The 26,581-nt window shown below is 32.3% G+C and carries 21 protein-coding genes and 1 tRNA gene; 6 read left to right on the top strand and 16 right to left on the bottom strand.

The features are described 5' to 3' along the window. Nucleotides 1–109: 109 nt before the first annotated feature. The 8 genes from H593_RS0117640 to H593_RS0117605 all read right to left on the bottom strand — a co-directional run bounded on the left by H593_RS0117640 (nt 110) and on the right by H593_RS0117605 (nt 6,822). Entirely contained in the window at nt 110–796 is a 687-nt protein-coding gene (locus tag H593_RS0117640) for a hypothetical protein (protein ID WP_028873634.1), read from the bottom strand. Between the two features lie 221 nt (nt 797–1,017). After that, complete coding sequence (locus H593_RS0117635; protein WP_028873633.1) at nt 1,018–1,899, bottom strand: hypothetical protein; 882 nt, start codon at nt 1,897–1,899, stop codon at nt 1,018–1,020. Beyond that, complete coding sequence (locus H593_RS0117630) at nt 1,900–2,151, bottom strand: hypothetical protein (RefSeq protein ID WP_028873632.1); 252 nt, start codon at nt 2,149–2,151, stop codon at nt 1,900–1,902. 162 nt (nt 2,152–2,313) lie between these two features. Then, the gene (locus H593_RS0117625) at nt 2,314–2,814 is read right to left on the bottom strand and encodes a hypothetical protein (protein ID WP_028873631.1); all 501 of its coding nucleotides are present in this window, start codon (nt 2,812–2,814) and stop codon (nt 2,314–2,316) included. Between the two features lie 1,243 nt (nt 2,815–4,057). Then, nucleotides 4,058–4,483 carry a hypothetical protein gene (locus H593_RS0117620; protein ID WP_157588939.1) on the bottom strand — a complete coding sequence of 142 codons (426 nt, stop codon included), beginning with the start codon at nt 4,481–4,483 and terminating at the stop codon, nt 4,058–4,060. A 178-nt stretch (nt 4,484–4,661) separates the two neighbouring features. Then, nucleotides 4,662–5,396 carry a hypothetical protein gene (locus tag H593_RS0117615; protein ID WP_028873629.1) on the bottom strand — a complete coding sequence of 245 codons (735 nt, stop codon included), beginning with the start codon at nt 5,394–5,396 and terminating at the stop codon, nt 4,662–4,664. Nucleotides 5,397–5,546: 150 nt separating this feature from the next. Continuing rightward, the gene (locus tag H593_RS0117610; protein ID WP_157588937.1) at nt 5,547–6,143 is read right to left on the bottom strand and encodes a hypothetical protein; all 597 of its coding nucleotides are present in this window, start codon (nt 6,141–6,143) and stop codon (nt 5,547–5,549) included. Between the two features lie 594 nt (nt 6,144–6,737). Continuing rightward, nucleotides 6,738–6,822, bottom strand: a tRNA-Ser gene (locus H593_RS0117605). A gap of 178 nt (nt 6,823–7,000) precedes the next feature. Between H593_RS0117605 and H593_RS0117600 the strand changes: the two genes are divergently transcribed. The 5 genes from H593_RS0117600 (at nt 7,001) to H593_RS0117575 (ending at nt 14,749) form a co-directional block, all read left to right on the top strand. Further along, complete coding sequence (locus tag H593_RS0117600; RefSeq protein WP_028873627.1) at nt 7,001–7,630, top strand: NAD(P)H-dependent oxidoreductase; 630 nt, start codon at nt 7,001–7,003, stop codon at nt 7,628–7,630. Between the two features lie 85 nt (nt 7,631–7,715). Further along, complete coding sequence (locus tag H593_RS0117595) at nt 7,716–8,132, top strand: hypothetical protein (RefSeq protein ID WP_028873626.1); 417 nt, start codon at nt 7,716–7,718, stop codon at nt 8,130–8,132. A 7-nt stretch (nt 8,133–8,139) separates the two neighbouring features. Further along, a complete protein-coding gene (locus H593_RS0117590) occupies nt 8,140–9,336 on the top strand; it encodes a DegT/DnrJ/EryC1/StrS family aminotransferase (protein WP_028873625.1) in 1,197 nt (398 codons plus the stop codon). Nucleotides 9,337–9,417: 81 nt separating this feature from the next. Next, on the top strand, nt 9,418–12,039 hold the full coding sequence (locus tag H593_RS20300; protein WP_051229813.1) for a response regulator: 2,622 nt from the start codon (nt 9,418–9,420) through the stop codon (nt 12,037–12,039). 361 nt (nt 12,040–12,400) lie between these two features. Then, on the top strand, nt 12,401–14,749 hold the full coding sequence (locus H593_RS0117575; RefSeq protein WP_157588935.1) for a beta strand repeat-containing protein: 2,349 nt from the start codon (nt 12,401–12,403) through the stop codon (nt 14,747–14,749). Between the two features lie 73 nt (nt 14,750–14,822). Here H593_RS0117575 and ribB read toward each other — a convergent pair whose 3' ends face one another. Genes ribB through H593_RS0117555 form a run of 4 tightly spaced genes read right to left on the bottom strand, consistent with a single transcriptional unit; the run spans nt 14,823 to nt 21,471 of the window. Continuing rightward, nucleotides 14,823–15,977, bottom strand: a complete 1,155-nt coding sequence (gene ribB, locus H593_RS0117570; RefSeq protein WP_028873623.1) for a 3,4-dihydroxy-2-butanone-4-phosphate synthase — start codon at nt 15,975–15,977, stop codon at nt 14,823–14,825. 31 nt (nt 15,978–16,008) lie between these two features. After that, nucleotides 16,009–18,369 carry an LptF/LptG family permease gene (locus tag H593_RS20645; protein WP_084142369.1) on the bottom strand — a complete coding sequence of 787 codons (2,361 nt, stop codon included), beginning with the start codon at nt 18,367–18,369 and terminating at the stop codon, nt 16,009–16,011. Between the two features lie 17 nt (nt 18,370–18,386). Next, the gene (gene lolA1, locus H593_RS0117560; protein ID WP_028873622.1) at nt 18,387–19,028 is read right to left on the bottom strand and encodes an outer membrane lipoprotein periplasmic chaperone LolA1; all 642 of its coding nucleotides are present in this window, start codon (nt 19,026–19,028) and stop codon (nt 18,387–18,389) included. 40 nt (nt 19,029–19,068) lie between these two features. Continuing rightward, entirely contained in the window at nt 19,069–21,471 is a 2,403-nt protein-coding gene (locus H593_RS0117555) for a DNA translocase FtsK (RefSeq protein WP_028873621.1), read from the bottom strand. Between the two features lie 161 nt (nt 21,472–21,632). On the opposite strand from H593_RS0117555, the gene H593_RS0117550 reads away from it, so the two are divergent. Further along, entirely contained in the window at nt 21,633–22,094 is a 462-nt protein-coding gene (locus H593_RS0117550) for a hypothetical protein (protein WP_028873620.1), read from the top strand. Between the two features lies 1 nt (nt 22,095). Here H593_RS0117550 and H593_RS0117545 read toward each other — a convergent pair whose 3' ends face one another. The 4 genes from H593_RS0117545 to pheT form a co-directional block, all read right to left on the bottom strand. After that, nucleotides 22,096–22,464, bottom strand: coding sequence for a diacylglycerol kinase family protein (locus tag H593_RS0117545; RefSeq protein ID WP_028873619.1), 369 nt, complete (start codon nt 22,462–22,464; stop codon nt 22,096–22,098). 120 nt (nt 22,465–22,584) lie between these two features. Further along, nucleotides 22,585–23,085 carry a thiol peroxidase gene (tpx, locus tag H593_RS0117540; RefSeq protein WP_028873618.1) on the bottom strand — a complete coding sequence of 167 codons (501 nt, stop codon included), beginning with the start codon at nt 23,083–23,085 and terminating at the stop codon, nt 22,585–22,587. A 114-nt stretch (nt 23,086–23,199) separates the two neighbouring features. Continuing rightward, nucleotides 23,200–24,051, bottom strand: coding sequence for a phosphatase PAP2 family protein (locus tag H593_RS0117535; protein ID WP_028873617.1), 852 nt, complete (start codon nt 24,049–24,051; stop codon nt 23,200–23,202). Between the two features lie 5 nt (nt 24,052–24,056). Continuing rightward, entirely contained in the window at nt 24,057–26,486 is a 2,430-nt protein-coding gene (gene pheT, locus H593_RS0117530) for a phenylalanine--tRNA ligase subunit beta (protein WP_028873616.1), read from the bottom strand. Nucleotides 26,487–26,581 lie beyond the last annotated feature (95 nt).

Here is a 26,581-nt window from a genome sequence, read left to right as displayed (position 1 = left end):
TAAGCAACTAATTTAGCAAATAAATCACAGATAGAATATTCCGCAGGAATGTTCGTAAGTCGGCAGTGACCAAGCAATTAATTATACACGGTGTTGTGCACTGTTATTTTTAATCTATATAGTTGATTTTCGTTTGCATATTCATATTCATATTCTTTACTTCTTTTGGTTCTAACCAATCTGTTAATTGAATGAAAATAAGTTTCTTTATTTCTGATATATTTATTGTTCCTTTTTCTGTTCTGACACTTTTATAATTGCTTTTCACAATTACTTTCGCTAAATCTCCAATGTTTTTGGCAGGGATTTTTTTTCCATATTTGACTAATATTTTAGCTGTGATTATTGAAAGTATAAAAATTGGAATAGCATAAATTCTATAAGACCCAAAAAAGAAGAAAAATGAAACTTTCGTTGTTAAAATTGAAATTCCATATGGGATTGATGATGGTTGTAATTTTATCCCATTATAATTAAATTTTCCAAATGTGTTTTTCCAATTATTTATTCTATTCTTTTTAGCGAACACACTATTTAATTCCGTTTTGGTATTAATTATACTTTTCTCAACACCTAATTTTTCGGTTAGTGCTTTTCTTATTCTATAAAATACAATTTGGGTTGAACATTCCTGTCCGTTCTCCATACTCATTTTTGAAATTACTAATTCTGAAAATTTTTCAATTGTCATATTATTTGTAATTTCTTCATAATCAAATTCAATTCCAAAAGAGTTTTCAATTTGCAAAATTAAATCTCCAAAATCTTCATCGTCTATGTGGTAAATATTGTCCATTTATTTCGTTTTTTTAATAGTGCACAACGTCTCGTATATGAAACGTAGCGTGTTAAAAGACGCTATAGTTTCCAATTATACACGAGCCGAATTTTTAAATTTTTCTTTTTATCTTTATTTTACTAAAAGCCAAATTTAAAAATTTGGCGGTCTTCGCAAATACAAACAAACCTCTCGGAAAGCCTATAATAGCTATGTTTTATATACATTGTTGGCAATAGTTATTTTCTTATTCTCTGTTCTCGTGCATCTAAAATTAAACAAGTTATAGCAATAGCTCCCAATACTAAATATATAATCCAATGTGGTTCTTCCACTACAATACGATACAAATGTTGTTCAAAAGAACCAAGTTCGTTCAATTCTATTTGTGCTGTAAAATCAAAAGCTGGTAAGATGATTAACGTTGATAGTAATGACATTGTTGACCAAAAACCTCTATAAAATCTACGTTTTGGGTTTAGTATTAAAACGAAAATAGTAACTCCAAATCCAATAATAACTTCATCAATATATTCTGGGTTTGATTGAATGATTTTATAAACTATAACTGAAATTAAACCAGATAGAACTGCAATTCCTTCCCAAGGTATTTCGTGACCAAATAGAACAGTGTTATCAGTTATCGTAACATACCGTCTTTTTTTATTAAATCCATCTGTTGGTAGTCCGTTTTTTTTGAATTCTTCCTTTGAACTTTTCGCTTCATCTTTGTCATATTTACTTATGAATGCTTGTATAGATGAGTATGCTTTTTTTGATGGTTTAGGAATTATTACATCATATTTTAGTTTATAAAGTTCTAGAGATTGCCAATGTTTGTTTATTGTCGTAGAAATAGATATAGCATCGTCTACTTTACTCTTAATTATATTACTGTTTGAGTCGAAAGATGTAGTACTATATTCATTAATAGACCTTGAAAACATTCCAAAATAATCCACAGCGGATGTGTGCAAGTCATTTAACCTTTCTTGAACTTCGCTCTTAATTATATCGTCGCTTTTGAGATAGCTTAATATATTTTTTGTTTGAAGACGAAATTCATTTCTAGCAACAGAAATTTCATCTTCGAAATCAGTAATGTTTTCTTTTTTTGCCAATTAACTTGGATTTTTAAGAGTGTCTATTATTTGGTCAATTAAATTGTTTATATCACTATTGTCATAAGATTCTTTAATTATGAATAACTCTTCTCCAGTAACAATTGTTACAATTTTTTGAAGAGAGGCAATTGTTCTTCCACTTTTTGGTAAAGACTCAATTAATCTTCCAATTTTTGAAAATTCACTATCTGATAGTTGATAATCAGATAATCCAACAACTTTTTTAAATTTAATTTTTAATTCATTCATATTTAGTTTGTTTTAATTATTGCCAACGTGATGTGTATGGTTTGTTGCGTGATTAAGCAACTAAATTAGTAAACAAATACGGACTAGAGAAAATTCCGAAGGAATTTTCCAGATAATCACTTACCCAAGCAATTAATTATACACCGTGTTACCAAACGTATTTTAATTTCTGTTTTTCTTTTTTTTCGTTTGTGGTGGCGATGGCGGTGGAATCTTCATATTTCCAGGGTATATTTTAGATTCTTCGCTGACCTTCTTCATTTCCGTTTTACTTGCAAATCTGATATTATCAACCAAATTGTTTTCCCTGTCCATAAACTGAATGAATAATTGTCCAAATTCAGTTTTTGTTTCTTCATTATAGAAGTGAAAGCTATAAATCAGAGGGTTTTCATTCATCATCACCAAATAGTATGTTGCGTCCAATACGGAATTATCAATATCGGATTCCAGTTGGTTAATATTTGAATTTACTTTTTCTATATCAGACCCTTCATACCAACTACTTAATTCTGTTGCTACATTTTTGTTAATTATTGTTCTACCAATAGTTTCACACTGAATTACAAATTTCTCAAATTCAGGTTTAAATATTTTCTGTTGTTCTTGAGAGTAAATATTGATTGAAATTAGAAATAATAATGTTAGCGTAATTTTTTTCATATGTTTGGTAACGAATCGGCTATGGTTTCGTTGCGAAAACATTGACCGACTTATAGTTAAGGTACTAAGATAGCAAAAGTGAAGGAATTTTCCAGCGGAAAATTCCAGCGCAATGAATTATAGCCAATGTTAGCAACCGTTTTTTTAATTTAAGGTTCTAAATTGAACGCACAGAGAATAAGCCCGATGTAATTTAGCCAGATAGCGACGCAGATCTCTCAGGCAGGAATTTGGGGGATAAGCAAAAAGTCCGAAGTCAATTTTGGTTTTTTTGCGAGTCCAGTTTTTCTAATTTATCTGACTTAAAAGTCAAAAAAAAAATCGAAAAAAATAAACTAAGCAAAAATTCACGGACTGCATTACATTAGCATTGGTTTAAGGTTGTGCTTTGCACGCTCAAAGAATAAGTCCGACGTTGTATAGAAAACTAGAAACGAATATCTCTAAGGCTCTAATTTGGCTGATAAGAGAGAAGTCCAGCGTTGCGAAATGTTTTGAGTTCCAACTTAGCAAACTTTGGTTTTAAAAAATCGGTAAAATTAAATATGATAGCGTTGAGATTGCCGTGCGTATTGCATGGTTGCTAACGTTACGTGTATGGAATGTGCGTGTTTGAGAATGAGGATTTTCCGAAGGAAAATCAGAAGTTAGCAAACAGGGCACAATCATTTAGTTAAGCACCAAAATAAGCATTTTTTATACATATTGTTAGCGGTCGTTATTTTGTTTCAATATTTGAACACATAACTAATGATCCGTGCAGAAGATCAGTCCGTCGCAAGAGTGTCGCAATGATTCGTAAATCCGTTGAGTACTATTATATGAGAGTGAGATTTGAGATACGCAACAGTAGCGTTTTGATTGATTCCAATATTCATATTAGAATCCTGTCATCCACAAAAAAACCGAGTACGTTTTTACATCTTATTTTAAACCACTTTAGAGTGATTTAATTATTTTTTTGGAGCTGAGTGAGCAATGACTGCTAACGGTTTTGTATAAGAATAGTAGGGCGGAAAAAAAACGACTACCATTCGGTTAAACACAAGCCGAATTTTTAAATTTTTCTTATTATCTTTTTTCTCAATAAGCCAAATTTAAAAATTTGGCGACTTCGAAAAAGTGCATTTACCATTGGGTTAAGCACTTATTGCCCTATTATTTTTATACGTTGTTGCCCATAGTTGAAATGCGTTCTGCTTTTACGTAAAGGTTAATATAATAATTGCCCACAATCATTTTATTAATCTTCGTATGTGAAAGTTCTTGGATTTGATGTTTCAGTATTTCCACTTCCATCTGTTGCAGTAAATATTACATTATAAGTTCCTGCATTTGTTGTTTCAAAACCATCCGATATTGTTAGGATAGTTTCATTATCTGGGTCATTGTTACTTCTTGTTTCTTCGAAAACCACAGTTCCATCGCTATTTAAAACTGTCAATGTCATAGTTTCCATTTTTACATTATCGACACCTTGCGCTGTTAAAATTGCTATTTCAGGACCTAAAAAATTTCCTTGGTCGGTTGAGTATGTTTGATTTAAATCTGGACTTTGTATTGAAATTGTCGGCGCAATTGTATCTGCGTTACCGTCGTCATCGCTTGAACAATTTGTAAATGTCATTCCGATTGCTACTAAAGCACTTAAAAATATAGTTTTTTTCATTCGTTTATTTTTATTCATAATGGTTGTTATCAATTATGGGCAACGTTTATGTATATGGTTTGGTGCGTGGTAAAGCAATGAATTTAGCAAATACAAACCGAATAGAAAATCCGCGAGGATTTTCGTAAGCAAGCTCGAACTAGCACTAAATTATATACGGTGTTACCACACGTATTTTTTATGAAATCCAAGTATCAATAATTTTATCAATAATCCAATTTCCTTTGTCATTTTTTCTAATAAAAATCCGAAAGCCACTTCCGTTTAGAATTCCCATTCCAAATCCTCCATTTAGAACTCCGTAAGACTTGCTTTTGTCAAATAAGATTCTACTAAACCCAATTTTCGCACCAACGTAAAAGTCATATTCAGTTCTCCAAAATTCACGTCCTTTAGGGAATTCCGATTGATATTTGATTTTGATTTTTTTGTTGTTAGATTCTAATTTGTTTAAATCTATTTTGTAACCATTTAATAGTTCAATATTTTTTGAATCTAAAACTATGTTTTGGTTTTTAAAACGTTTAACTAGTTCATACATATCTTCTCTTTGGAAGCTTGTTACTGAATCAGAAATTGCCAAATATATAGTTGTTGTGTCTCGGTTTAGGGAATCTTTTTTCCTTTCCCAATTGAGTTTGTCTTTTTTAAACTTATCACTCTTTTTGTAATCAGACATTGCCTTGTCTAAATTACTATTATCATATTCATTTTTATCGAAAAAATCAGGTGGAGGTGGTGGAGGTGGAGTCATTCGTTTGTCGTAATAAATAGAGTCTAAAACAGATGGAAATATTTCATAGAAAACCGCTTGTTCAAATTCAGTTTCTGAAATGACTTTTTCTTCCTTACAATTCAATAAAATTGATGTTAAAACTAAAGTCAAAATTAATGTCGTAAGCGTTTTTTTCATATGTGTGGTAACGGAATTGTGTATGGTTAGTTGCGTGGTTAAGCAACTAAATTAGTAAACAAAAACGAACGAAAGAAAATACCGAAGGAATTTTCCAAATAAGAACTTGCCAAAGCAATTAATTATACACGGTGTTGTGCATAGTATTTTTTATTTCTCTGTCCATTTTTCTTTTCTTTTTTCTTGGTCGTTAAGTGACAAATATTGGATAGCTAAAATCAACTGAATATTTGGGTCATTTAAATCGAACTTTTTTTTGTCATTCAAAACATTCCAATACTCAATATCAATTCCATAAAAATCTCCAGAAGAATTAATTTTTTCCGCATACTTGGCAATATATGGATTGTCCTTTCCTACGTCAGTAAGATAATTATAATATTTACCGAATGCATTGGCACATATACTTTTTGTTTCTTTTTTGGTTTCATATTCGATAGACTTGCAGAACATCCAAATTTCGTCGAAAGTCGATTTTGAAATTTGGTCGTAAAGTTTTTTTTGCTCTTCAAAATCTATGTTAGTCCAAAATCCCTTTCCAGTAGCTTGCAGATATTCGTGTGGTGTTCGTTCGTAACAAGTTTTAAAGTCGGAATCCATTTTTAAACACATTTCTGACTTGAAGAATTCCGTTATTTTATTTAAATCAGCTATTTGTTCTGCCGTAAAATTTTTGTTAAGTTCAGTCGCAGAATATTGAGATTTACAAGAGAAATTCAATTGTAAAATTATAACTCCAAATATCAATATTATCGTTTTTCTCATATTATGCACAACAATAGTATATACAACATATGTTATATATACACCCAAATATAGGATATATATAACATATGTTGTATATATCTCAATTATATTCTTAAGCATCTAGAGGATGTTTTGTCTTCTTATAAGTAGTCATGGCAACAATGTGGCCTTGTCCCAAAATAGGGCTACCTAATTCTAAATATTATGTATAAAAATGATAAAGTAACCTGGTGTTACAATAAATCTCTCAAATTGAAAATTTAGAAGAACTAATTACAAGTAAGCAAATAGAATGTCAATTAAGAAAATTTTACAGTATAGGTTTTACAAATATTAATGACTGGATTAGAAAACACCATCATATTGACCCAAATGGCCAAAAGAATGTAATAGTTGTTCCTCTATAACGTCATATGAAATGGTATCTTTTATTAGGATCCCCTATGATTTTGGAGAAACCGTATTGAGTATGGATATGTGTTTTCAATAGCCATAATTATACGAAGTAATAAATCTACAATACAAGAAGCGCTCAGTTTTAGAAACAAAAAATCCGTAAAATGCTATTTTTTAGCTTTCTACGGATTCAGTAAGCGGAGAGTAAGGGATTCGAACCCCTGGAGGTGTGACCCTCAACAGTTTTCAAGACTGCCGCATTCGACCACTCTGCCAACTCTCCAAAGTGTGTCATTGAGGTACCCTCAAATGCGAGTGCAAATATAGAACCCTTTTTTAATTCTTTCAAATAAAAGGTAGCTTTTTTTGAAGTATTTAATAGAACGATAGATTTTTTTTATAGGACATAATGAGCTTTTGAAAGATCAAAGCTTATTTTTGCAGAAATATTAAAAACAGACATGAATACTATAGATCAATTGAAATGGAGGTATGCTACCAAAAAGTTTGATGCCTCAAAAGTACTTTCCGAAGAAAAAATAAATATTATAAAACAAGCGTTTAATCTTACAGCAACTTCTTTTGGATTACAGACGATGAGTCTCTTAGTTATAAAAAGTAAAGAAACTAGAGAAGCATTAGTTCCACATGCTTACAACCAGAAGCAAGTAGTTGACGCGTCGCACTTATTAGTTATCTGTGTCCAGGATAATATTACGGATACTGATATTGATATACATTTTGGTAATGTTAAGGATATTAGGGAAACACCAGAAACAATTTTAGAGCCTTTTAAAAAGAATCTTAAGTTAACAATGGAAGGTAAAACCATAAAAGAACGTCAAGAATGGTCAATAAAACAAGCTTATATCGCTTTGGGTAATTTGATGACTGTTTGTGCTATAGAACAAATAGACTCTTGTCCTATGGAAGGATTTAATCCTCAAGCATTTGATGATGTCTTAAAGCTTCAAGATAAAAACCTTAAATCTGTATTACTATTGCCAGTTGGATTTAGAGCTGAAGATGATAAGTTTTCTAGTTTTAAAAAGGTAAGGAAACAACTTAACGACGCTGTTATAGAAATGTAGGTAAAACCTTTTAATGTGCTTTTGATTTAATTATATTTGTTTAAACCATAATGGCGAAGTATTTCGCACACACATAAATTTCATAATGAAAAAAGCACTCTTTATATTAGCATTAGCCTTTTCAATGCAATTGTCGGCTCAAGATAAAAATAATTGGATAACAGATTATAAAGTGGCTTTGGAGCTATCGAAAACTCAAGAGATGCCTATCTTAGCTTTTGTTACGGACAATCAAAAAACGGAAGCTTCTGAAATTTTAAACCAAGTGTTTTTTTCTTCGGAAGCTTACAAAAACATAGCTTCTCAAGTGATACTTTTAAAAGTTGATATTTCTGATAGTCAATCCTATAATACACGTTTGGGAATTCATTATCTTAATAAACGTTCTACTCAAGGTTTAGCTTTAGTAAATCAATATAATGATAAGATTGGAGCACCTTTAACCGATTTTAGTGCTGAAAACATTAAATCTTTTTTATTTTTTATAAACTCAAAACTCTAAATTACGCATGCCTGGATTTGAATTATTTGGTGACCTAGAACGTAAAGAAGTTAATGACGTTCTAGATAATGGTGTGTTAATGCGCTACGGTTTTGATGGCATGCGAAATGGCCATTGGAAAGCAAAAGAATTAGAAGCAGAACTTGTAAATACTTTTAAAACAAATCACGTGCAGCTCGTTTCTAGTGGTACTGCCGCAGTATCTGTAGCATTGGCATCTGCTGGTGTTGGAGCAGGAGACGAAGTTATTATGCCAACATTTACCTTTGTAGCTAGTTTTGAGGCTATCATGATGTTAGGCGCTATTCCCGTTTTAGTCGACATAGATGACACTTTAACCTTAGATCCCAAGGCCGTAGAAGCAGCTATAACTCCAAAGACCAAAGCAGTTATGGTTGTTCAAATGTGTGGTAGTATGGGTGATTTAGATGCACTCCAAAGTATATGTACTAAACACAACCTTTTATTTGTTGAAGACGCGTGTCAGGCAATTGGTGGCACTTATAAGGGTAAGCCGTTGGGCAGTATTGGTGATTTAGGTTGTTTTTCATTCGATTTTGTAAAAACCATTACCTGTGGTGAAGGAGGTGCAGTTATAACTAACAATAAAGACTATTATCTTCATGCAGATCATTATAGTGATCATGGTCATGACCACGAAGGAAACGATAGAGGAGCAGAAACGCATCCGTTTTTAGGCTATAATTTTAGAATTTCAGAATTAAACGCTGCTGTTGGATTGGCTCAGGTGAAACGTTTGCCAGAGTTTATTGCGCTTCAAAAAAAGAATTATACGATACTTCGTGATGCTATTTCTGTGCTACCAGAAGTCACGTTTAGACGGGTTCCTGAAGGTGGAGAGGAAAGCTATGCGTTTTTAAATTTCTTTCTGCCAGATTTAGAAACATCTAGAAAAGTGTCGACCGGTTTTAAGGAGAGCGGTATTGATGTCTGTTGGAATTATTTTGATAATAATTGGCACTATATTAGAGAGTGGCATCATCTTAAAGATGCAAAATCATTGTTTCCATTATCTTCGGAAGTAAGGCAAGGTCTTGAAAATATTAAGACTACAAAATTTGAACAGTCTGATCATTTTATAGGTCGAAATATATCGTGTTTGATTAAGCTATCATGGACTGAAGTCGAGGTAAAACAGCGTGCAGAGAACATGGTTAACATCATTAATTCTGCCTTATTGTAAATTATATAACTTTAAGTGTTATAATTTTAAATTATTCATTTTATATTATTGCGTATCTTTAAGAGACAAAATACGTACGCCATGAAATTTAGGTTTCTTGCTTTTTTTTTATTTGTATCACTTGTTTTTTATGGACAAAATCAAAAGAAGATTGATTCATTGAACCATTTGGTTAAGCAGGCAAAAGCAAAAAAAAATTGGGACACTCTTTCAGAAATTTATTTTGCACAAGCAAATTACTTTTATAAAAGTGAAGATTATGGCTTAGCCTTGCCATTATTGCTGAAAATTGATTCACTGTCACAAACGCATAGTATTAAAAATTCAACATCTGTATTAGCAATTCTACGACGTGCAGAAATCTCTAAACTAACATTCACAAAAGAAAGCTCACAAGTAGCATATGCGCTTGGTAAAGAAGCTTTAAAAATGGCTGAGGAAATAAATTCGCAAGAAAGTATTCATATTGTTTATGTTAAATTGGCTGATTATTGTCAGCTTACAAAACGCTATGATGAAGCCAAATTATATGTAGATAACGGACTCCAATATTATCTAAATAAAAATCATGGAGATGAAGACAAAATTTCACGACTTTATTTAATAGAATCTGTGTATTACCTAGAACAAGACAACCCTATAAAAGGTGAGGAATCTCGCTATAAGGCTGTTTTATATTTGGAAGGTAAGGGCAATGATTTTGAAATGGCAAAAGCAAAGTATTATTATGCGCATTATTTAAGGTATGACAAAAAAGAATATAAAAAAGCACTAGTTCTTCTTGAAGAATCAAAAACCTTATTTCAAGCTACTGGTAATACTGAAGGTGAAATGTATCATCGATGTTTACGAGATTTGGCGATATGCTATGATTCAATAGGGAATTATACTAATTCTAGTACAAATTATAAGGATGCTTATTTGTTAAAAATAGAGCTCAATAAAAAAGCTAATCGAACTTTTTCCAGAAATTTAGAAACCCAATATGAAACCGAAAAGAATAAACGAGAGATTGAATTGCTCACAACGCAAAGAATATTAGCAGAAAGACAAAAAACAAATCAGCGTAATTTATTTTTAGGTGGTTTGGGATTAACCTCAATTGCAGGTCTATTCTTTTTTTTCTTATTTAAAAATAAACTAAAAACCACAAAAAAATTAAAACAACTTGATGATTTTAAATCAAAATTATTCGCCAATATATCTCACGAGTTTCGTACACCTTTAACGTTAATTTCGGGTCCAATTGACAGACGCTTAAATAGTGTTGACCTGAAAGAAGACGATAGAAATGAGTTTGAAATGATACAGCGTAATTCAAATAGATTACTCAATTTAGTCAATCAACTATTAGATCTTTCAAAGTTAGAATCTGGTCATTTAAAACTTAAAGTGACTGAAGGTCATTTATCGGTTTTATTAAAATCTATGGCGTCTTCTTTTCAGTATAAAGCAATTCAGAAAAATTTAGATTATACTGTTAATATTGAAAACATAGATAACGTTTGGTTTGATAAAGATGTTATTGAGAAAACTGTTATAAATTTGTTGTCTAATGCCTTTAAATATACTCCTGAGAATGGTAATATTAATTTCAGTGCTCTAGTAATAGATAATAAATTACAGTTATATATAGAAAACGAGAGCAACGTATTGACTAAAGAACAGGTTGATAATATCTTTAATCGTTTTTATCAAGCAGATGAAAATATAGAAGGTGTTGGTATCGGTTTATCTTTAGTAAAAGAGCTAGTTAATTTATCTTATGGGAAAATTACTGTAGAAAACACGTTTCATAATACTATTGTTTTTGAGGTTCACTTACCAATTCATAAATCACAATTTAAACCTGAAGAATTATCTGATGACAGAATAGGTATTCCGTTAATAAATCAAAAAGAATTTACTGTTAAAGTAGACAACGAGATTGAGCAACATATAGACGAAGATCTACCCATTCTATTAGTTGTGGATGACCATGAAGATATACGAACCTTTATGAAATTGGCATTTAAAAACAACTATCAAGTTATTGAAGCAATTGATGGTGAAATAGGCGTGAAAAAGGCGATTGAGTTCGTTCCAGATATTATTATTTCAGATGTAATGATGCCAAAATTGAATGGATTTCAATTATCTGAAACGCTAAAACAAGATGAACGTACCAGTCATATTCCTATTATTTTATTAACTGCAAATACTGAAGATGTAGATCGATTTATTGGCTTAGAAACTGGTGCAGATGATTATATAACCAAGCCTTTTAAAACTAAAGAACTAGAGACTAGAGTAAAAAATCTCATTAACTCTAGATTAAAACTTCGTGAACGTTATAGCCAAGAATTAGCACTTAAACCAACAGGTATTACTATCAGTAATTTTGATGCTCAATTTCTTGAAAAAGTGAATAGTGTTATAGACGAAAATCTTACAGAATCCTCTTTCAGCGCTGAAGACTTTAGTAAATTAGTAGGTATGAGTCGTATGCAATTGCACCGAAAATTAAAAGCACTCACAGGTTTGTCTGCCACTGAGTTTGTGCGTTCTCAGCGTTTAAAATTAGCAGCCGACTTACTTAAAAAGAGTGATGCTAATGTTTCAGAGATTGGTTATGCAGTGGGCTTTAATGACCATTCTTACTTCACTAAATGTTTTAAGGAGATGTATGGTTGCTCTCCAACAGAATTCATTTCTAAGTTGTAGCTTTAACAAATCGAATAAATTTATCCTCTTTTAAGTAGCTTATAACATCTGTTTTTCATGGGATGTTACATATCTCATAGTATTTGTTACATGTCTTATACTTAAAAACTTAAGTCTCACTTAGTTTTACACTGGTATTAAAAACCTCTTTTTGCTCATTAAAATTTTAACCCTTCATTAATAGCGCTATGAATAATGAAAAGCTTGTAGGCGACATTGAAAAGTTGCCATCAAATAAAATATACATAAATATTAATCATTTAGAAAAAGGGATGTATAATTTAAACATAGTGTATAAAAACAGAATTATTAAAAGCACACATTTTAGCAAAGAATAGAACACTATATAAAATCACCAATTATGAAAAAACTATTAATTATCATCTGTTTTTGTTTACTAACACTAATGTCTTACGCACAAGTAGGTATTGGAACAACAGATCCTCAAGCACAATTAGATATACGATCTTCTAACCAGGCAACTCCGACTAATACAGATGGTGTTTTAATACCAAAAGTAGATGCCTTTCCGTTAACTATCCCAACAGCAAATCAAGATGCTATGTTGGTATATTTAACAACTATGGATGGTACAAATGCACCAGGTTTTTATTATTGGAACCAAAGCACAACTGATTGGATATCATTTAGTGGTCTAGGAGCAGAACGTATAAACGATTTAATAGATGGTAAAAGTGATAATGATGGTTCTGACGATGGTTCGTCTGTTTTTTTAGGAATTGATGCAGGATTCAATGATGATAGTACGGATAATAGAAGTGTGGGCATTGGTTTTCAATCTCTTAATTCTAATATTACTGGTTATTATAATGTAGCTAATGGTTATCAATCTCTCAATGCAAATACTACAGGTTATGGCAATGTTGCAAATGGGTACATGGCATTAGCAAGGAATATTTCAGGACGAGGTAATGTTGCAAATGGGTATGTAGCATTATTAAGAAATACTTCAGGAGAATATAATACAGCAACTGGATCACAGTCGCTTTTTATTAATGACACAGGTGATCATAATGTAGCCAATGGATATAATTCTTTAACTTTTAATAATACTGGTAACAATAATGTAGGTGTTGGGAGTGGCACATTATATGGAAATAGTTCGGGAAATAATAATATTGGAATTGGATTCGAGTCTCTTTATTGGAGCGCTTCAGGAAGCAACAATATTGCAATTGGATCTGAAGCTATGTATTTGAACAGTACAGGAAATCATAATATTGCTACTGGTTTTCAATCATTATATAGTAATACAACTGGATTTGACAATATTGCTAGTGGCTATCAATCTTTATATAGTAATGAAACAGGTAGTTATAATATTGCATTTGGAGATCTATCTTTATATAGCAATGAAACAGGTAATTATAATGTTGCTAGTGGAATTGCTGCTTTAAATTCTAATACAACAGGAAGTTATAATATTGCTAGTGGCTATCAATCTTTATATAGTAATGAAACAGGTAGTTATAATATAGCTATTGGGACTATTGCTTTGCAGAATAATGAAACCGGAGTTAATAATGTTGCAATTGGTGGTAATGCATTATTAAGCAGTTTAAACGGATCATTAAATACTGCTATTGCTCATAGTGCTTTATCTGAAGGTGCTAATTGTTTACAAAACACAGCAATAGGAGGTTTTGCCTTGCATTCGGTAAATGGTTTTCAAAACGTAGCAGTTGGATCATTAGCATTGTATGAAAGCCTTACAGGTAATCAGAACGTTGCCATTGGAGATTATTCTGGACATGATAATATTAATGGTGAGAATAATATCTTTTTAGGCTTTAACTCCGGCTATAATGAAACAAACTCTAATAGGTTATACATAGAAAGTTCTGATGCCGATGCAAATAATGCACTTATTTATGGTGAATTTGATAATGATCTTTTAAGAATAAATGGTACTTTAGAGATTAATAATGCTTATCAGTTTCCAACAATAGATGGCACTATAAACCAAATCATGCAAACCGATGGAGCAGGGAATATTACTTGGACCAATTCAGTCACCAATGAAATAAATGATTTAATAGATGCAAAGTCAGATAGTGATGGTTCAGGAAATGGTTCCTCCATTTTTTTAGGTATTGGAGCTGGTATTAATGACGATAGTTCAGATAATCGAAATGTAGGAATTGGATATCAGTCTCTTAATTCAACTGATACAGGTGATAATAATGTAGCTTATGGGTATCAATCTTTATTCACTAACTCAACAGGATCAAATAGCATCGCAATCGGCTATCAAGCAGGATATAATGAAACAGCTTCTAATAGGTTATACATAGAAAATTCAAATGCTGCTGATCCTCTTATTTATGGCGAATTTGATGCAGATTTCATACGCGTTAATGGTACTTTAGATGTTACTGAAGAAATAAATAGAGAAGCAACAGGCAACGCTAATATAGTGCCTATAGCCTATGGAACTGTTGAATCTAACGGTAACGTTTTAAGTGGTACAGGGAATTTTACAGCAAGTATTGCCGCTAATGTTATTAGCATTAGTGTTAATAGTGAAACATTAAGCGTAAATAACGCATCGTGTCTAGTAACACCTTATTCTACTGCTTTTAGGACATCTAGTATTGTTATTAGCGCAGGAGATTTACAGGTTCGTATATTCAATAGTTCTGGAAGTTTAGCACCTACTACGTTTCAATTTACTATTTATAAATTATAATAACTAAAAAATGAAGAGGAACAACATATTGAAAAACCAAAATAAAAACCTTGAAAGGTTGGATCATTACTAACTAGTAGCTAACATAGTCCACAATCTCTAATCCATAACCAATCATTCCAACACGTTTGGCTTGTTGCGTGTTTGAGATAAGTCTTAGTTTATGGATGTTTAAATCATGAAGAATTTGAGCGCCAATTCCAAAATCTTTAGAATCCATTCGAATACTTGGAGCTTTCACGATTTTGTCTTCAACTTGCGTTTCTTTTAAGATGTTTAAACGTTTTAGAAGATTCATAGATTGTGCTTGCTGATTGATGAACACTATCGCACCTTTTTCTGCGGTATTGATAACCTTAAACATATCATCAAGTTTTTCATCCACATTATTAGTAAGTGTGCCTAAAATATCATTATTCACTAAGGTTGCATTAATACGAGTTAATACATGCTCGTCTTTAGACCAAACGCCTTTTGTTAGTGCTATATGAATTTGATTATTAGTTGTTTGTTGGTATGCGCGCAATCTAAATTTCCCAAAGCGTGTTTCAATATCAAAATCTTCTTTCTTTACAATTAGAGAATCATGTTCCATGCGGTAAGCAACCAGATCTTCAATAGAAACAATTTTTAAATCAAACTTTTTCGCAACCTTCATAAGTTGAGGAAGTCTAGCCATTGTACCATCTTCATTCATGATTTCCACAATAACTCCAGCAGGTTCCAAGCCAGCAAGTCTTGCAAAATCTATCGCAGCTTCTGTATGACCTGTTCGTCTTAAAACACCACCATCTTTGGCAACAAGTGGGAAAATATGTCCTGGTCTTGCCAATTCAAATGGTTTCATATTAGGGTCTATAAGTGCTTGAACAGTTCTTGATCTATCAGCAGCAGAGATCCCTGTGGTGACTCCATTTCCTTTTAAATCAACAGAAACGGTAAAAGCAGTTTCCATAGGATCTGTATTGTTTGTTACCATCATATGTAAATCTAATTCTTTACATCTGCTTTCTGTTAAAGGCGCACAAATAAGACCTCTACCATGAGTGGCCATAAAATTTATAGTTTCTGGTGTGATTTTACTAGAAGCAGCTAGAAAGTCCCCTTCATTCTCTCTGTTCTCATCGTCGACAACAATAATAACTTTACCTTGTTTAATATCTTGAATAGCGTCTTCAATTGTATTTAACTTAGTTTTTGATGTACTTTGGGTAGTATTCGTCGTCATTATTATTTGTTTTGAAAGACAAAGATATAGCTTATTTTTTCTCTGTTGAAGTGTCTTCAGTGATTTTCTTTTGTCTTGAAATATAAATCACAGGATAGATTATAAACCCTAAAATGGTCCAGAGAATAGTGTTAGCATTTTTTGAGTGGTTTATAAACGCATAGAGTTTATTAAATGTTATAGACGATATAATTAAATACACTAAGAAAATAAAACTTGAAACAGCAGATAATTCAATTGAAGCTGATGCAGCAGCTGGTACTTTATTGTTTTTAAATACAAAAAATAAGACACCTAGTATCACTGTAAATGAGTAAAATATTAAGGCGTATTTAGCATACGTTTTATAATCTTTATGCTTTGATTTAAAACCTTCTCTGTCTAAAATTTCAGGAGATATGCTCGCGCTTTTTTTAGCACTTATTTTTAAATCTTCATTAATCTTTTTCTTTTGAAAGAAGTAAAAGATAAAATAAAGGGGTAATCCAAGCAATAGAAAAATAATTACGTTTGATACATTATTTGTTCCAAGTTGTTTGTTCAAGTTAGAGTTATCTATAAAGGATTTCATAAGTGCAAATAAATAGATGACACCTATGCACAAACTAATTACATATAATGAATTACCAATTGTTGGAAAACCATTATTCTTTAAGATAGCACCAGGGAGTACAAAGATTACTGCAATAACGTAAAGTATAAACGCCAATTTAGAGTTCTCTTCATATAAATATTTGAGTCTCAAAGACTCTTCGTAGGCATGATCGGTTAGGTTACCTCCAAATTTTAATTCTTGTTTGGTAATACCTCTAGACTCTAATATTGCAATGGATGAATTTTTATAACCAATATCATAATCATATTGTCTATAATGCTTAACGACATCAATTAACTTACTATTATCATAGCTCAATAATGTACTGTACTCTTCAGAATTAATATCAAGTACATTGGTATCAAAAACGAGTATTTTACTCTTGATGCCGAATAGTTTTTTTAGAGGATTTAAAAGTCCTTCAGATTCAAACAAAGGTCTGTCTTTTGTAGCCCTTCTGGTTAAGTAAATACTTAATGGTAACATTATAGCAGTAGATAGCCATGTTGCTGCAATAGGGTTTATGGAATCGTCTAATGAGCTGTTTTTAGCAAAAATACCAATAAAATGATAGGTTAAAAACAGCAGTATAGCAATTACTAAAGGTAAACCAATACCACCTTTTCTAATTAAAGCACCTAGTGGAGCACCAACGAAAAAGAGTATAATACATGCTATTCCTAAAACATATTTTTCATGAAGAGAAATTACATGCTTGTTTCTCCATCTGGTTTGCGTTGTGAAATTTTGCTTATTGGAACTAATAATTTGTTTTGTACTTGTGATGCTATTTTTAGACAAATTAAGAAGTTGTATTTTGGTTTTATCATTAAATAAGCTTAAAATATCACCTTCAAAAATGGAATCTTTTTGAGGTAAGATGTTTTTATTTAATGTTCCAATTGATGTTCTATTGTATAGTGTGGTTGAGAAGTTTTTTAACGCTACAATTCTTTTCTCATACAAACTATCAATGGTGTAATTTAAATCGTTAACATTAAGCATATTATAACGATTGTCATAGCTTTGGTCATCCATATCAACATCGTTGAACCCTTCTAGATCAACATTAATAGTATACTCTTCGAAATAACTCTTGGCGTAGGGTTTCTTTCTATTTTGCTTTGGGTCCCTGTTTACAATTTCTTCGTAGTAATTACCGTTGTATAAAATTAACTGTATTAGGTTTGAATTTTCATTTCCTTCTAGTAGTCCACTTTCAGCAATAATAACCGTTCTGTTCTTTGCATTTGTAGCTGCCTTTTTATGAATGACTACATTTTTAAGGAATTCACCATTTTCACCACTTTTATCCTCAACCTTAATATTATAGCTGCCAATATCATTAAATTGACCTTTTGTGATTGCCATTGCAGGTTTTACTTGAGCAATATTTTTACGTAGGTTATAAACATTTTTATTGGCCCACGGGATTACATTATTAGAGAATATAAAAGTCACGATACCAAGCAATACGACAAAAACGCTAAGACTTTTCATAGCGCGTTGCAAAGAGATACCCGTAGATTTCATGGCGGCAAACTCATAATTCTCGGCAAATTGGCCAAACACCATAATTGAAACTAGTAAAATAGTAAGTGGAAGTATTAAAGGAATTAAAGTAGGTGTAATGTAAAGAAGTAATTTTAGAATGATAAATGAATCTAAATCTTTACCAGCTAAATCTCCAATATATAACCATACAGCCTGCAAAACAAAAATGAACATGAGTATAATAAACACAGTCAAAAATGTTTTTAGGTAGGTCTTAAGTATGTACCTATCTAATATTTTCATGCAAAGGTTGGCTTAGCTTAATCTAGCTTATTGATGTAATAATCTTTGTACTTCTTCTCGTCAAAAGTAAATAAGGTTTTTGATATTGGCTCATTTGTTTTAAAAGAATTAACAGTCAACGTCGTTTTTGTTCCGTTTTTGCCAATCTCAATCAGTTTATAAATGTGTTTTGTTTTAGCATCAATGCCTAAAAATATTTCTTTTATTTCAGAATTGGTATCAATAGGATTCAATTTTACAAATTGAATTTTTCTCCCTTTTATATCTTGAATAATATCCATTTCATACCTGTAGCCATCTTTGTAAAATGACATCATTTTACTAGGTGTTATGCTATTTTCGTCTTCAGAATTGTCTGATGATACAGTTACTTCCTCATCTTCAGGACTAATAGTATATAATTTTTTACCATCAAATATTCTAGTTACTCCAAGAATATGAAGTAAGTATTTATCGTCTTTCATCACGACGTCACCGCGAGTTTCTTGTTTGATATCTTCACTTGTATTTTCTAAAACGTATTTAAAATCTACTGAGATATTCTCATAAGCCTTTGCCTTATTATAAACGTCATTTAATAATATTTCTGCTTTTTTAGAATCTTGAGAAAATCCTATACCACTAATTAAAAACACTAATACTACAATTATTTGTTTCATCGTTTTATCTTTTATTCTCTTCGGAAATATACCTTTTCAATTAATTTTCGTTCGATAACAAGGCGTCTAAAGCCACAAAATCTGTAACCAAAACTTGTCGTGCTTTACTACCTTCAAAACCACCAACAATACCTGCGGCTTCCAATTGGTCTATTAAGCGTCCGGCTCTATTGTAACCTAATTTTAGTTTACGTTGTAATAAAGAGGCAGAACCTTGTTGTGCAGTGACAATTATTTCGGCGGCTTCTCTAAACAGCTTATCTCTATCTGCAATGTTATTATCAAGACTTGTGCCACTTTCTTCACCAACATACTCAGGTAATAAATAGGCCTCAGGATAGGCTTTCTGGCCACCAATAAACTCAGTAATTCTTTCAACTTCTGGAGTATCTACAAAAGCACATTGTATACGTGTTATCTCATTTCCGGAGGTATATAACATATCACCACGACCAATTAATTGATCTGCACCACCGCCATCTAAAATAGTACGAGAATCAATTTTTGAAGTTACTCTAAACGCAATACGTGCAGGGAAATTAGCTTTAATAATACCAGTAATTACGTTAACGGATGGACGCTGAGTCGCAACAATGAGGTGAATCCCAATAGCACGCGCCAATTGTGCCAATCGTGCAATAGGAGTTTCTACTTCTTTACCAGCAGTCATAATTAAATCTGCGAACTCATCAACAACCAAAACAATATATGGCAAGAAATGATGACCGTCATTTGGATTTAATTTACGCGCTTTAAATTTGGTGTTGTATTCTTTAATATTACGACAAAGTGCGTTTTTAAGCATTTCATAACGGTTATCCATTTCAATACATAATGAATTTAATGTATTAATAACCTTAGTGTTATCTGTAATTATAGCCTCTTCACTATCCGGAAGTTTTGCTAAGTAGTGACGTTCAATTTTATTAAATAACGTTAATTCTACTTTTTTTGGATCTACTAATACAAACTTAACTTCTGCAGGATGTTTTTTGTAAAGTAATGAGGTTAAAACTGCATTTAGTCCAACCGATTTACCTTGTCCGGTTGCACCAGCCATTAACATGTGGGGCATTCTAGCTAAATCGACAACAAAAGTCTCGTTGCTAATTGTTTTACCAAAAGCGATTGGTAATTCCATTTCAGATTTTTGAAATTTCTGAGATGCAATAACAGACCGCATAGACACAATAGTTGCGTTTTTATTTGGTACCTCAATACCAATAGTCCCTTTTCCAGGAATTGGAGCAATGATACGAATCCCTAAAGCAGATAGAGATAAGGCGATATCATCTTCAAGATTTTTAATTTTTGAGATGCGAATACCAGCATCTGGTACGATTTCATATAAGGTTACTGTGGGACCAATCGTTGCTTTGATACTTGCGATACCAATTTTGTAGTTATTTAAAGTTTCTACAATTCGGTTTTTATTGTCTTCAAGTTCTTCTTGGTTGATAGTAATACCCTCGGTGTCGTATTTTTTTAAGAGATCTAAAGGTGGAAACTGAAATTTACTCAAATCTAGAGTAGGATCAAATTGGCCATAATCTTCAACGAGCTTATTAGATAAATTATCAGTTTCTGAAATCTCCTCTTCTACAGTTTCAATTTCCATACTTAAGTCACTGTCTTTTTTCTGGTCTTCACTCGTGAGACTAACTTTTAATTCTGGTTCTAATATTTGACTTATAGGTTCTGATTTTTTGACAGCTTCTTTAGGTTGAGCATCTTCAACTTTTAGGTCGAAAGCCGATTTAATATCTTCAGCTTCCGCAGATAAATCATTATCAACAACAAAAGTATCGTCTATACTATTTGAGTTCACTTCATTCTTAATATCACTCGTAGCACGTTTAAATAATTTTACAAACGTGTTTCCATTAATACCAAATCTAATTGCTAAATAAGTGATTAAAACAAAAACGAGGAGTAGAACAGTCCCAATCTTGCCTATATAATCTTGAAAAAGTGAATTTATCTCAAAACCTATTGTGCCGCCAAGAGTGTCATATTTATGAGAGAAGAAACCAAAAAACACTGAGATCCAAATGGTGATTAGGGTTCCCCAAATCCAATGGCGACGAAGTCTTGCTTTATTGATGTCTAGTGTGATGTAAATACCAGATAAAAATAGTAAACCAGAAAATATGAAAGACGCCAAACCGAAACCTTTATTAATAAAAAAGTCACTCGTCCAAGCACCTAATTTATTTAGCCAATTTTGAGCTTTTATATCTCTAGAACTAATTTCACTAAGTGTGCTTTGATCTGCCTGTCCAGTAAAGAAAAAGGACAAGAAAGCGACAAACATTAAAATACCTAATATAATTAGTAAGCTACCAAAAATCAGTTTTTGCTGACTAGATAGTTTAAGACTCGGTTTTTTGAATTTCGGAGTAGTTTTAGGTTTAGCTTTAGTTTTGGTTTTTTTCTTTGCCATGTTCACTTTCCGTGACAACGGAAATAGTTTAAGTTTCAAATTTTAGATACTTGCGCATCTCAACAAAAATACAAATAACTAACGTTATTCCTAGAGAGATGTTTTAAATTTGATATAACCATTAGAGGATTTTCGTATCTTATTCGTAAACGTGCTAAATTATGAGAACAATTATCAATTTTATTGTTGCTATTTCGTTAATATTTATAACGCAATCTTGCTCTAATGACGATGATTGTATACCTTTAACTATTGATATTACGAGTCTTGAAGTTGAGTATGGATGTATTAATACGCCTTATCAAATGGATATAAATATATCAGAAGATTTTATCATTATTAGATCCCAAACTATTTTTGATGATCTAGTTACAGGAACTTGTACCCCTCAAATAGATTTTGAAGCTTTTGATTTGCTCATTGGTAAAAAAGCACTTACTAATGGGTTTGATACTATTGATTACGACGGACTGGAGAAAAATTGTGATAACAATCAATTGTCCTTATCCATATCGTTTATTCTTAATGACACAGCAGAAGCTCCAAATGTAACTTATCATGTACTGGTGCCTAAGTTGCCAGAAAATGAGTTGATTACTGTGAGTCTAGTCACTATTAATTAATTCAGAAAATCTTTGGTACATAGATAACTAAAGCAGTAATTGCGGCACAAATGGCAGCAATAAATACTGCTCCTGCTGCAATATCTTTTATTTTACCAATAGCTTCATGTCTTTCTGGGTGAATAAAATCTGCGACACTTTCTATAGCAGTATTCATACCTTCTAAACTCATTACTAAGCCAATACATACAATTTGAAATAACCACTCCGTATTAGAAATATTAAAATAAAATCCGGCAATGGTTACAAGGATAGCGCAAAACACTTGTGTTTTTATACTAGCTTCTGTTTTAATTAAATATACAGCACCTTTAAAAGCATAACCTACACTTTTAACTCGGTTTATTAGAAACGATTCTTTTTTTGACATTGATTCTTAATTAACTTGAGCTGAATTTAGTTAAGCATTTTAGAATCTCTAAAAATTATTAATAAGATTTAATATATTTCAGAGATTATAATGCTAGACGTTAATAATAATTACTCAAACTTATTTTAAAGCATTAAGCGCAGCTTCATAATTGGGTTCATCTGCAATTTCTGATACTTGTTCTGCATGAATCACGTTTCCTTCTGCATTTACAACAACAACACATCTAGATAGCAATGCTTCAAAAGCTCCGTCTGTGAAATCTAATCCGTAAGTTTTTCCGAAGTTACCGTCTTTAAAATCGGATAAGCTTTCAACATTATCTAAGCCTTCAGCCCCACAAAAACGAGCCATAGCGAATGGTAAATCTTTAGAAATACATAATACTTTGGTGTTTTCTAGAGTGCTAGCGGCTTTATTAAACTCTCTAATTGATGCTGCGCAAGTTCCAGTATCAACACTAGGAAATATATTTAATACCAAATTATGTCCTGTATAATCACTTAACGATTTGGATGATAAATCGGTCGCAGTTAGCTTAAAATCTGGAGTTTTTGATCCTGTTTCAGGTAATGTTCCTGATGTATGTACTGGGTTTCCACCTAATGTTACTTTTGCCATAGTTTTCAATTTTTGTTAATGTTAAAATTAAGGATTATTTGAATCTTAAAAGCAAGTCTCGGTAATATTTTGCAATAGTTTAACAGATGGAATAGTTTGTTATATGGAGAGCCCTTAAAAGGTGCCTACAACACCAATTTGATTACCGCCGAACCGTAAATTCCAAGAAATAAGTTTTTTCTTTCTTGGATAATCGTAAGCTTCCTCTTTAAATAAATAGTTATCAATACAGTCTACGACTATAATGCTTAGCGCTGCGCTAAACGCAAGGTCTGTAATCCAATGCGCATCCTCTATTGCTCTAGATATTGGCGGTAGAGCTCCAATGGTATAAATACCGATTTTTACCCACGTATTGTCAAATTGTTTGGCTATTGAATGCGCCATAGTAACCGATAAAATCGTGTGACCAGATGGGAATGATCGATAGGTGGATTCTCCAGAAAATGGACGAAATGTATAATTATCAAATCCAGAGCCTGGACGCGCTCTTCCAATTGCAGCTTTAGTGAATGACTGTAATAGTCCTGTTGTTATGGATGATGAAATAATGAGCACACTCGTTTTTCTGACGTTCTCATTTTTAGTCAATAAACCAAACGCATATAAACCAGCATTTGCTGCAAAGTAGTTTTGCGGACTTCCAAAATACCAACCAAAATCTCTTAAAACTTTTGGGTAATCACCTTGATTTTGTTGAGCCCAATCTCTAATGGGTTGATCTGCTAAACTTAATGTTGCGGTGCCAGCAACTAGCATTCCAAACTTGGCAAAATCATTGCCTTGCCATTGTACAGGACGAGTTAAAGAATGTGCAACACCTTTAACGGTGTATTTGGCGTCATGCTTTATGAGGCCCCAAATGGATGAAGAGTCTTTTTCTTTTGTGTTCTCTAGGGTTTGCGCTACTAAAGTGGTTGTCAAACTAAACAAGCACGTAAATAGTAAGATGATTCTGTTTTTCAAAACGTTTATCTCAATTCTGCACCAAGCTGCTTTTTAAAATTAGCTTGAAGTTTATTCATTATTTTATCAATCTGTTTATCAGTAAGTGTTTTGTGTTCATCTTGTATGGTGAAGCTAACAGCATAACTTTTCTTTCCCTTCGGAAGATTTTTGCCTTGATACACATCAAATAGATCTACATCTTTAAGTAATTGCTTTTCGGTCTGCATAGCAATCTTAGCAATAGCTTCAAAAGTCACGTCATTATCTAATAAGAGTGCAAAATCACGACGAACTTCAGGATATTTCGGAATGTCTTTAAATTTGATATCATTATGTTTTGCCATATCAATAACATTATCCCAGTTGAAATCTGCATAAAGAACTTCTTGCGAAATTCCGAAGGGCTTTAGTACCTTTTTATTAATGACACCAAACTCGACCAGTTTCGTTTTTCCTAGAGATAAACTAATCCCTTCGCTAAATACGTCATTTTTAATAGGAGAGACTTTATGTCCCGATAAACCTAAACGTTCTAGAGTACTATTAATAAGACCTTTTAAATAAAAGAAGTCACTCTTTTGAACAGGTGAATTCCATCTTAAATTAGTTTTACTCCCTGTTAGAAACATAGAAAGATGCTTGTATTCTTCACGACCATCAGTATAGCTATGATAGGTCTTTCCAAACTCATAGAGCTTCAAATCATCACGTTTTCTATTGATATTATAACGCACTGCTTCTAATCCAGAAAAAAGTAAGCTTTGACGCATCACGCTTAAATCATTACTCAATGGATTGAGCATTTCTACATTGTGCTCATCTTTTAATTGCTCGCTTAGGGCAATATATTTTGGAGTGGTTAGAGAATTTGATAAAATTTCAAAAAAGCCTTTAGAGACCAATTGATTACCGATAATGTTTTGAAGCTTATAGTCTTCAAATTTAGAAGTATTAGAAATCGATGCGTTTAACTTTTCTGTAGTACCAATATTATTGTAACCATAGACACGCAAAATTTCTTCTATAACATCGGCTTCACGTTGAACATCGTTTCTATAGGCAGGAACAGTTAGACCTAATCCAGCTTCGGTTACGTTATTAACTTTTATGTCCAGTGACGATAAAATACGTTTTATAGTTTCTTTTGGGATTTCTTCACCTATTAATTTTGCCGCGTTATCAAAACTTAAACGGACTTGAAAATCTTCTATTTTCTTGGGATAAGAATCTAATAAATCACTAGAAATTTCACCACCAGCAATCTCAACGATTAATAAGGCAGCACGTTTCAATGCATAACCTGTCATATTAGGGTCAATTCCTCGCTCAAATCTAAAAGACGCATCTGTATTTAAAGCATGACGTTTAGCCGTTTTTCTAATACTTACAGGACTGAAATACGCACTTTCTAAAAAAATACTAGTCGTGCCTTCTGAGACAGCAGAATGAGCGCCTCCAAAAACACCAGCAATACACATAGGTTTTTCTGCATCACAAATCATGAGATCGTCAGCACTTAACTCGCGTTCTATATCATCAAGAGTAGTGAACTTTGTGCCTTCTGCTAATGTCTTTACAATAACCTTATTCCCAGATATCTTTGCAGCATCAAATGCATGAAGTGGTTGACCTAACTCATGTAATACATAATTAGTAATATCAACAATATTATTTTTAGGCGCTAAACCAATAGCTTTTAATCTGTTTTGCAGCCAAGCAGGAGAATCTTCTACTTTTAGGCCAGTAATGCTTACACCACAATATCGAGGTGCTAATTTGTAATCTTCAACATCAATACCGATTTTTAAAGTCCTACTATCCACATGAAAAGAACTTACAGATGGCGTAATCATCTCAGTATTTATATCATCTTTTTGTAACAATCCAGCTTTCAAATCACGAGCAACACCAAAATGACTCATTGCGTCCGCTCTATTTGGTGTTAAACCAATTTCAAAAACGGTATCATTTTCAATGTCAAAAATATCTGCAGCTAGCGCTCCAACTTGTGTTTTTTTATCAAGAACCATGATGCCATCGTGAGATTTCCCAAGACCAAGCTCGTCCTCAGCACAAATCATTCCATGGCTTTCTTCTCCTCTAATTTTACCCTTTTTAATTGTCCAAGCCTCACCAGTTTCGGTGTATAAGGTCGTTCCAATAGTAGCGACAGGGACTTTTTGACCAGCAGCAACATTTGGTGCTCCACAAACGATTTGAAGTACTTCATCAGCACCAATATCTACAGTTGTGATTTTTAATCGGTCTGCATTAGGATGTGGTATGCACGTTAAAACCTCGCCAATAACGATGCCCTTCAAACCTCCTTTTACAGATTGATAGAGTTCTATCCCCTCAATTTCTAAACCTAAATCGGTTAATAATTCGCCAGTTTGCTCAGCAGGCCAATCTGTTTTTAAAAATTGTTTTAACCAGTTATATGATATTTTCATTGTATTAATTTGTCAATTTGCCAAAGATAATAATACTAATAGTTTCGAGGTGTTTTTTTAATAAAAAATAGAGATATAGCCTTTTTTTCTTCGGA

The organism is Psychroserpens burtonensis DSM 12212, assembly GCF_000425305.1.
Taxonomy (GTDB): domain Bacteria; phylum Bacteroidota; class Bacteroidia; order Flavobacteriales; family Flavobacteriaceae; genus Psychroserpens; species Psychroserpens burtonensis.
The sequence above is the reverse complement of the archived record's forward strand: the minus strand, read 5'-3'. Positions and strand labels throughout refer to the sequence as shown.

What these genes read in the sequence shown, in the direction of transcription:
- H593_RS0117640 (WP_028873634.1), bottom strand. Translation starts at nt 796, where the DNA reads ATGGACAATATTTACCACATAGACGATGAAGATTTTGGAGATTTAATT.
- H593_RS0117630 (WP_028873632.1), bottom strand. Translation starts at nt 2,151, where the DNA reads ATGAATGAATTAAAAATTAAATTTAAAAAAGTTGTTGGATTATCTGAT.
- H593_RS0117625 (WP_028873631.1), bottom strand. Translation starts at nt 2,814, where the DNA reads ATGAAAAAAATTACGCTAACATTATTATTTCTAATTTCAATCAATATT.
- H593_RS0117620 (WP_157588939.1), bottom strand. Translation starts at nt 4,483, where the DNA reads ATGAAAAAAACTATATTTTTAAGTGCTTTAGTAGCAATCGGAATGACA.
- H593_RS0117615 (WP_028873629.1), bottom strand. Translation starts at nt 5,396, where the DNA reads ATGAAAAAAACGCTTACGACATTAATTTTGACTTTAGTTTTAACATCA.
- H593_RS0117600 (WP_028873627.1), top strand. Translation starts at nt 7,001, where the DNA reads ATGAATACTATAGATCAATTGAAATGGAGGTATGCTACCAAAAAGTTT.
- H593_RS0117595 (WP_028873626.1), top strand. Translation starts at nt 7,716, where the DNA reads ATGAAAAAAGCACTCTTTATATTAGCATTAGCCTTTTCAATGCAATTG.
- H593_RS0117590 (WP_028873625.1), top strand. Translation starts at nt 8,140, where the DNA reads ATGCCTGGATTTGAATTATTTGGTGACCTAGAACGTAAAGAAGTTAAT.
- H593_RS20300 (WP_051229813.1), top strand. Translation starts at nt 9,418, where the DNA reads ATGAAATTTAGGTTTCTTGCTTTTTTTTTATTTGTATCACTTGTTTTT.
- H593_RS0117575 (WP_157588935.1), top strand. Translation starts at nt 12,401, where the DNA reads ATGAAAAAACTATTAATTATCATCTGTTTTTGTTTACTAACACTAATG.
- ribB (WP_028873623.1), bottom strand. Translation starts at nt 15,977, where the DNA reads ATGACGACGAATACTACCCAAAGTACATCAAAAACTAAGTTAAATACA.
- H593_RS20645 (WP_084142369.1), bottom strand. Translation starts at nt 18,369, where the DNA reads ATGAAAATATTAGATAGGTACATACTTAAGACCTACCTAAAAACATTT.
- lolA1 (WP_028873622.1), bottom strand. Translation starts at nt 19,028, where the DNA reads ATGAAACAAATAATTGTAGTATTAGTGTTTTTAATTAGTGGTATAGGA.
- H593_RS0117555 (WP_028873621.1), bottom strand. Translation starts at nt 21,471, where the DNA reads ATGGCAAAGAAAAAAACCAAAACTAAAGCTAAACCTAAAACTACTCCG.
- H593_RS0117550 (WP_028873620.1), top strand. Translation starts at nt 21,633, where the DNA reads ATGAGAACAATTATCAATTTTATTGTTGCTATTTCGTTAATATTTATA.
- H593_RS0117545 (WP_028873619.1), bottom strand. Translation starts at nt 22,464, where the DNA reads ATGTCAAAAAAAGAATCGTTTCTAATAAACCGAGTTAAAAGTGTAGGT.
- tpx (WP_028873618.1), bottom strand. Translation starts at nt 23,085, where the DNA reads ATGGCAAAAGTAACATTAGGTGGAAACCCAGTACATACATCAGGAACA.
- pheT (WP_028873616.1), bottom strand. Translation starts at nt 26,486, where the DNA reads ATGAAAATATCATATAACTGGTTAAAACAATTTTTAAAAACAGATTGG.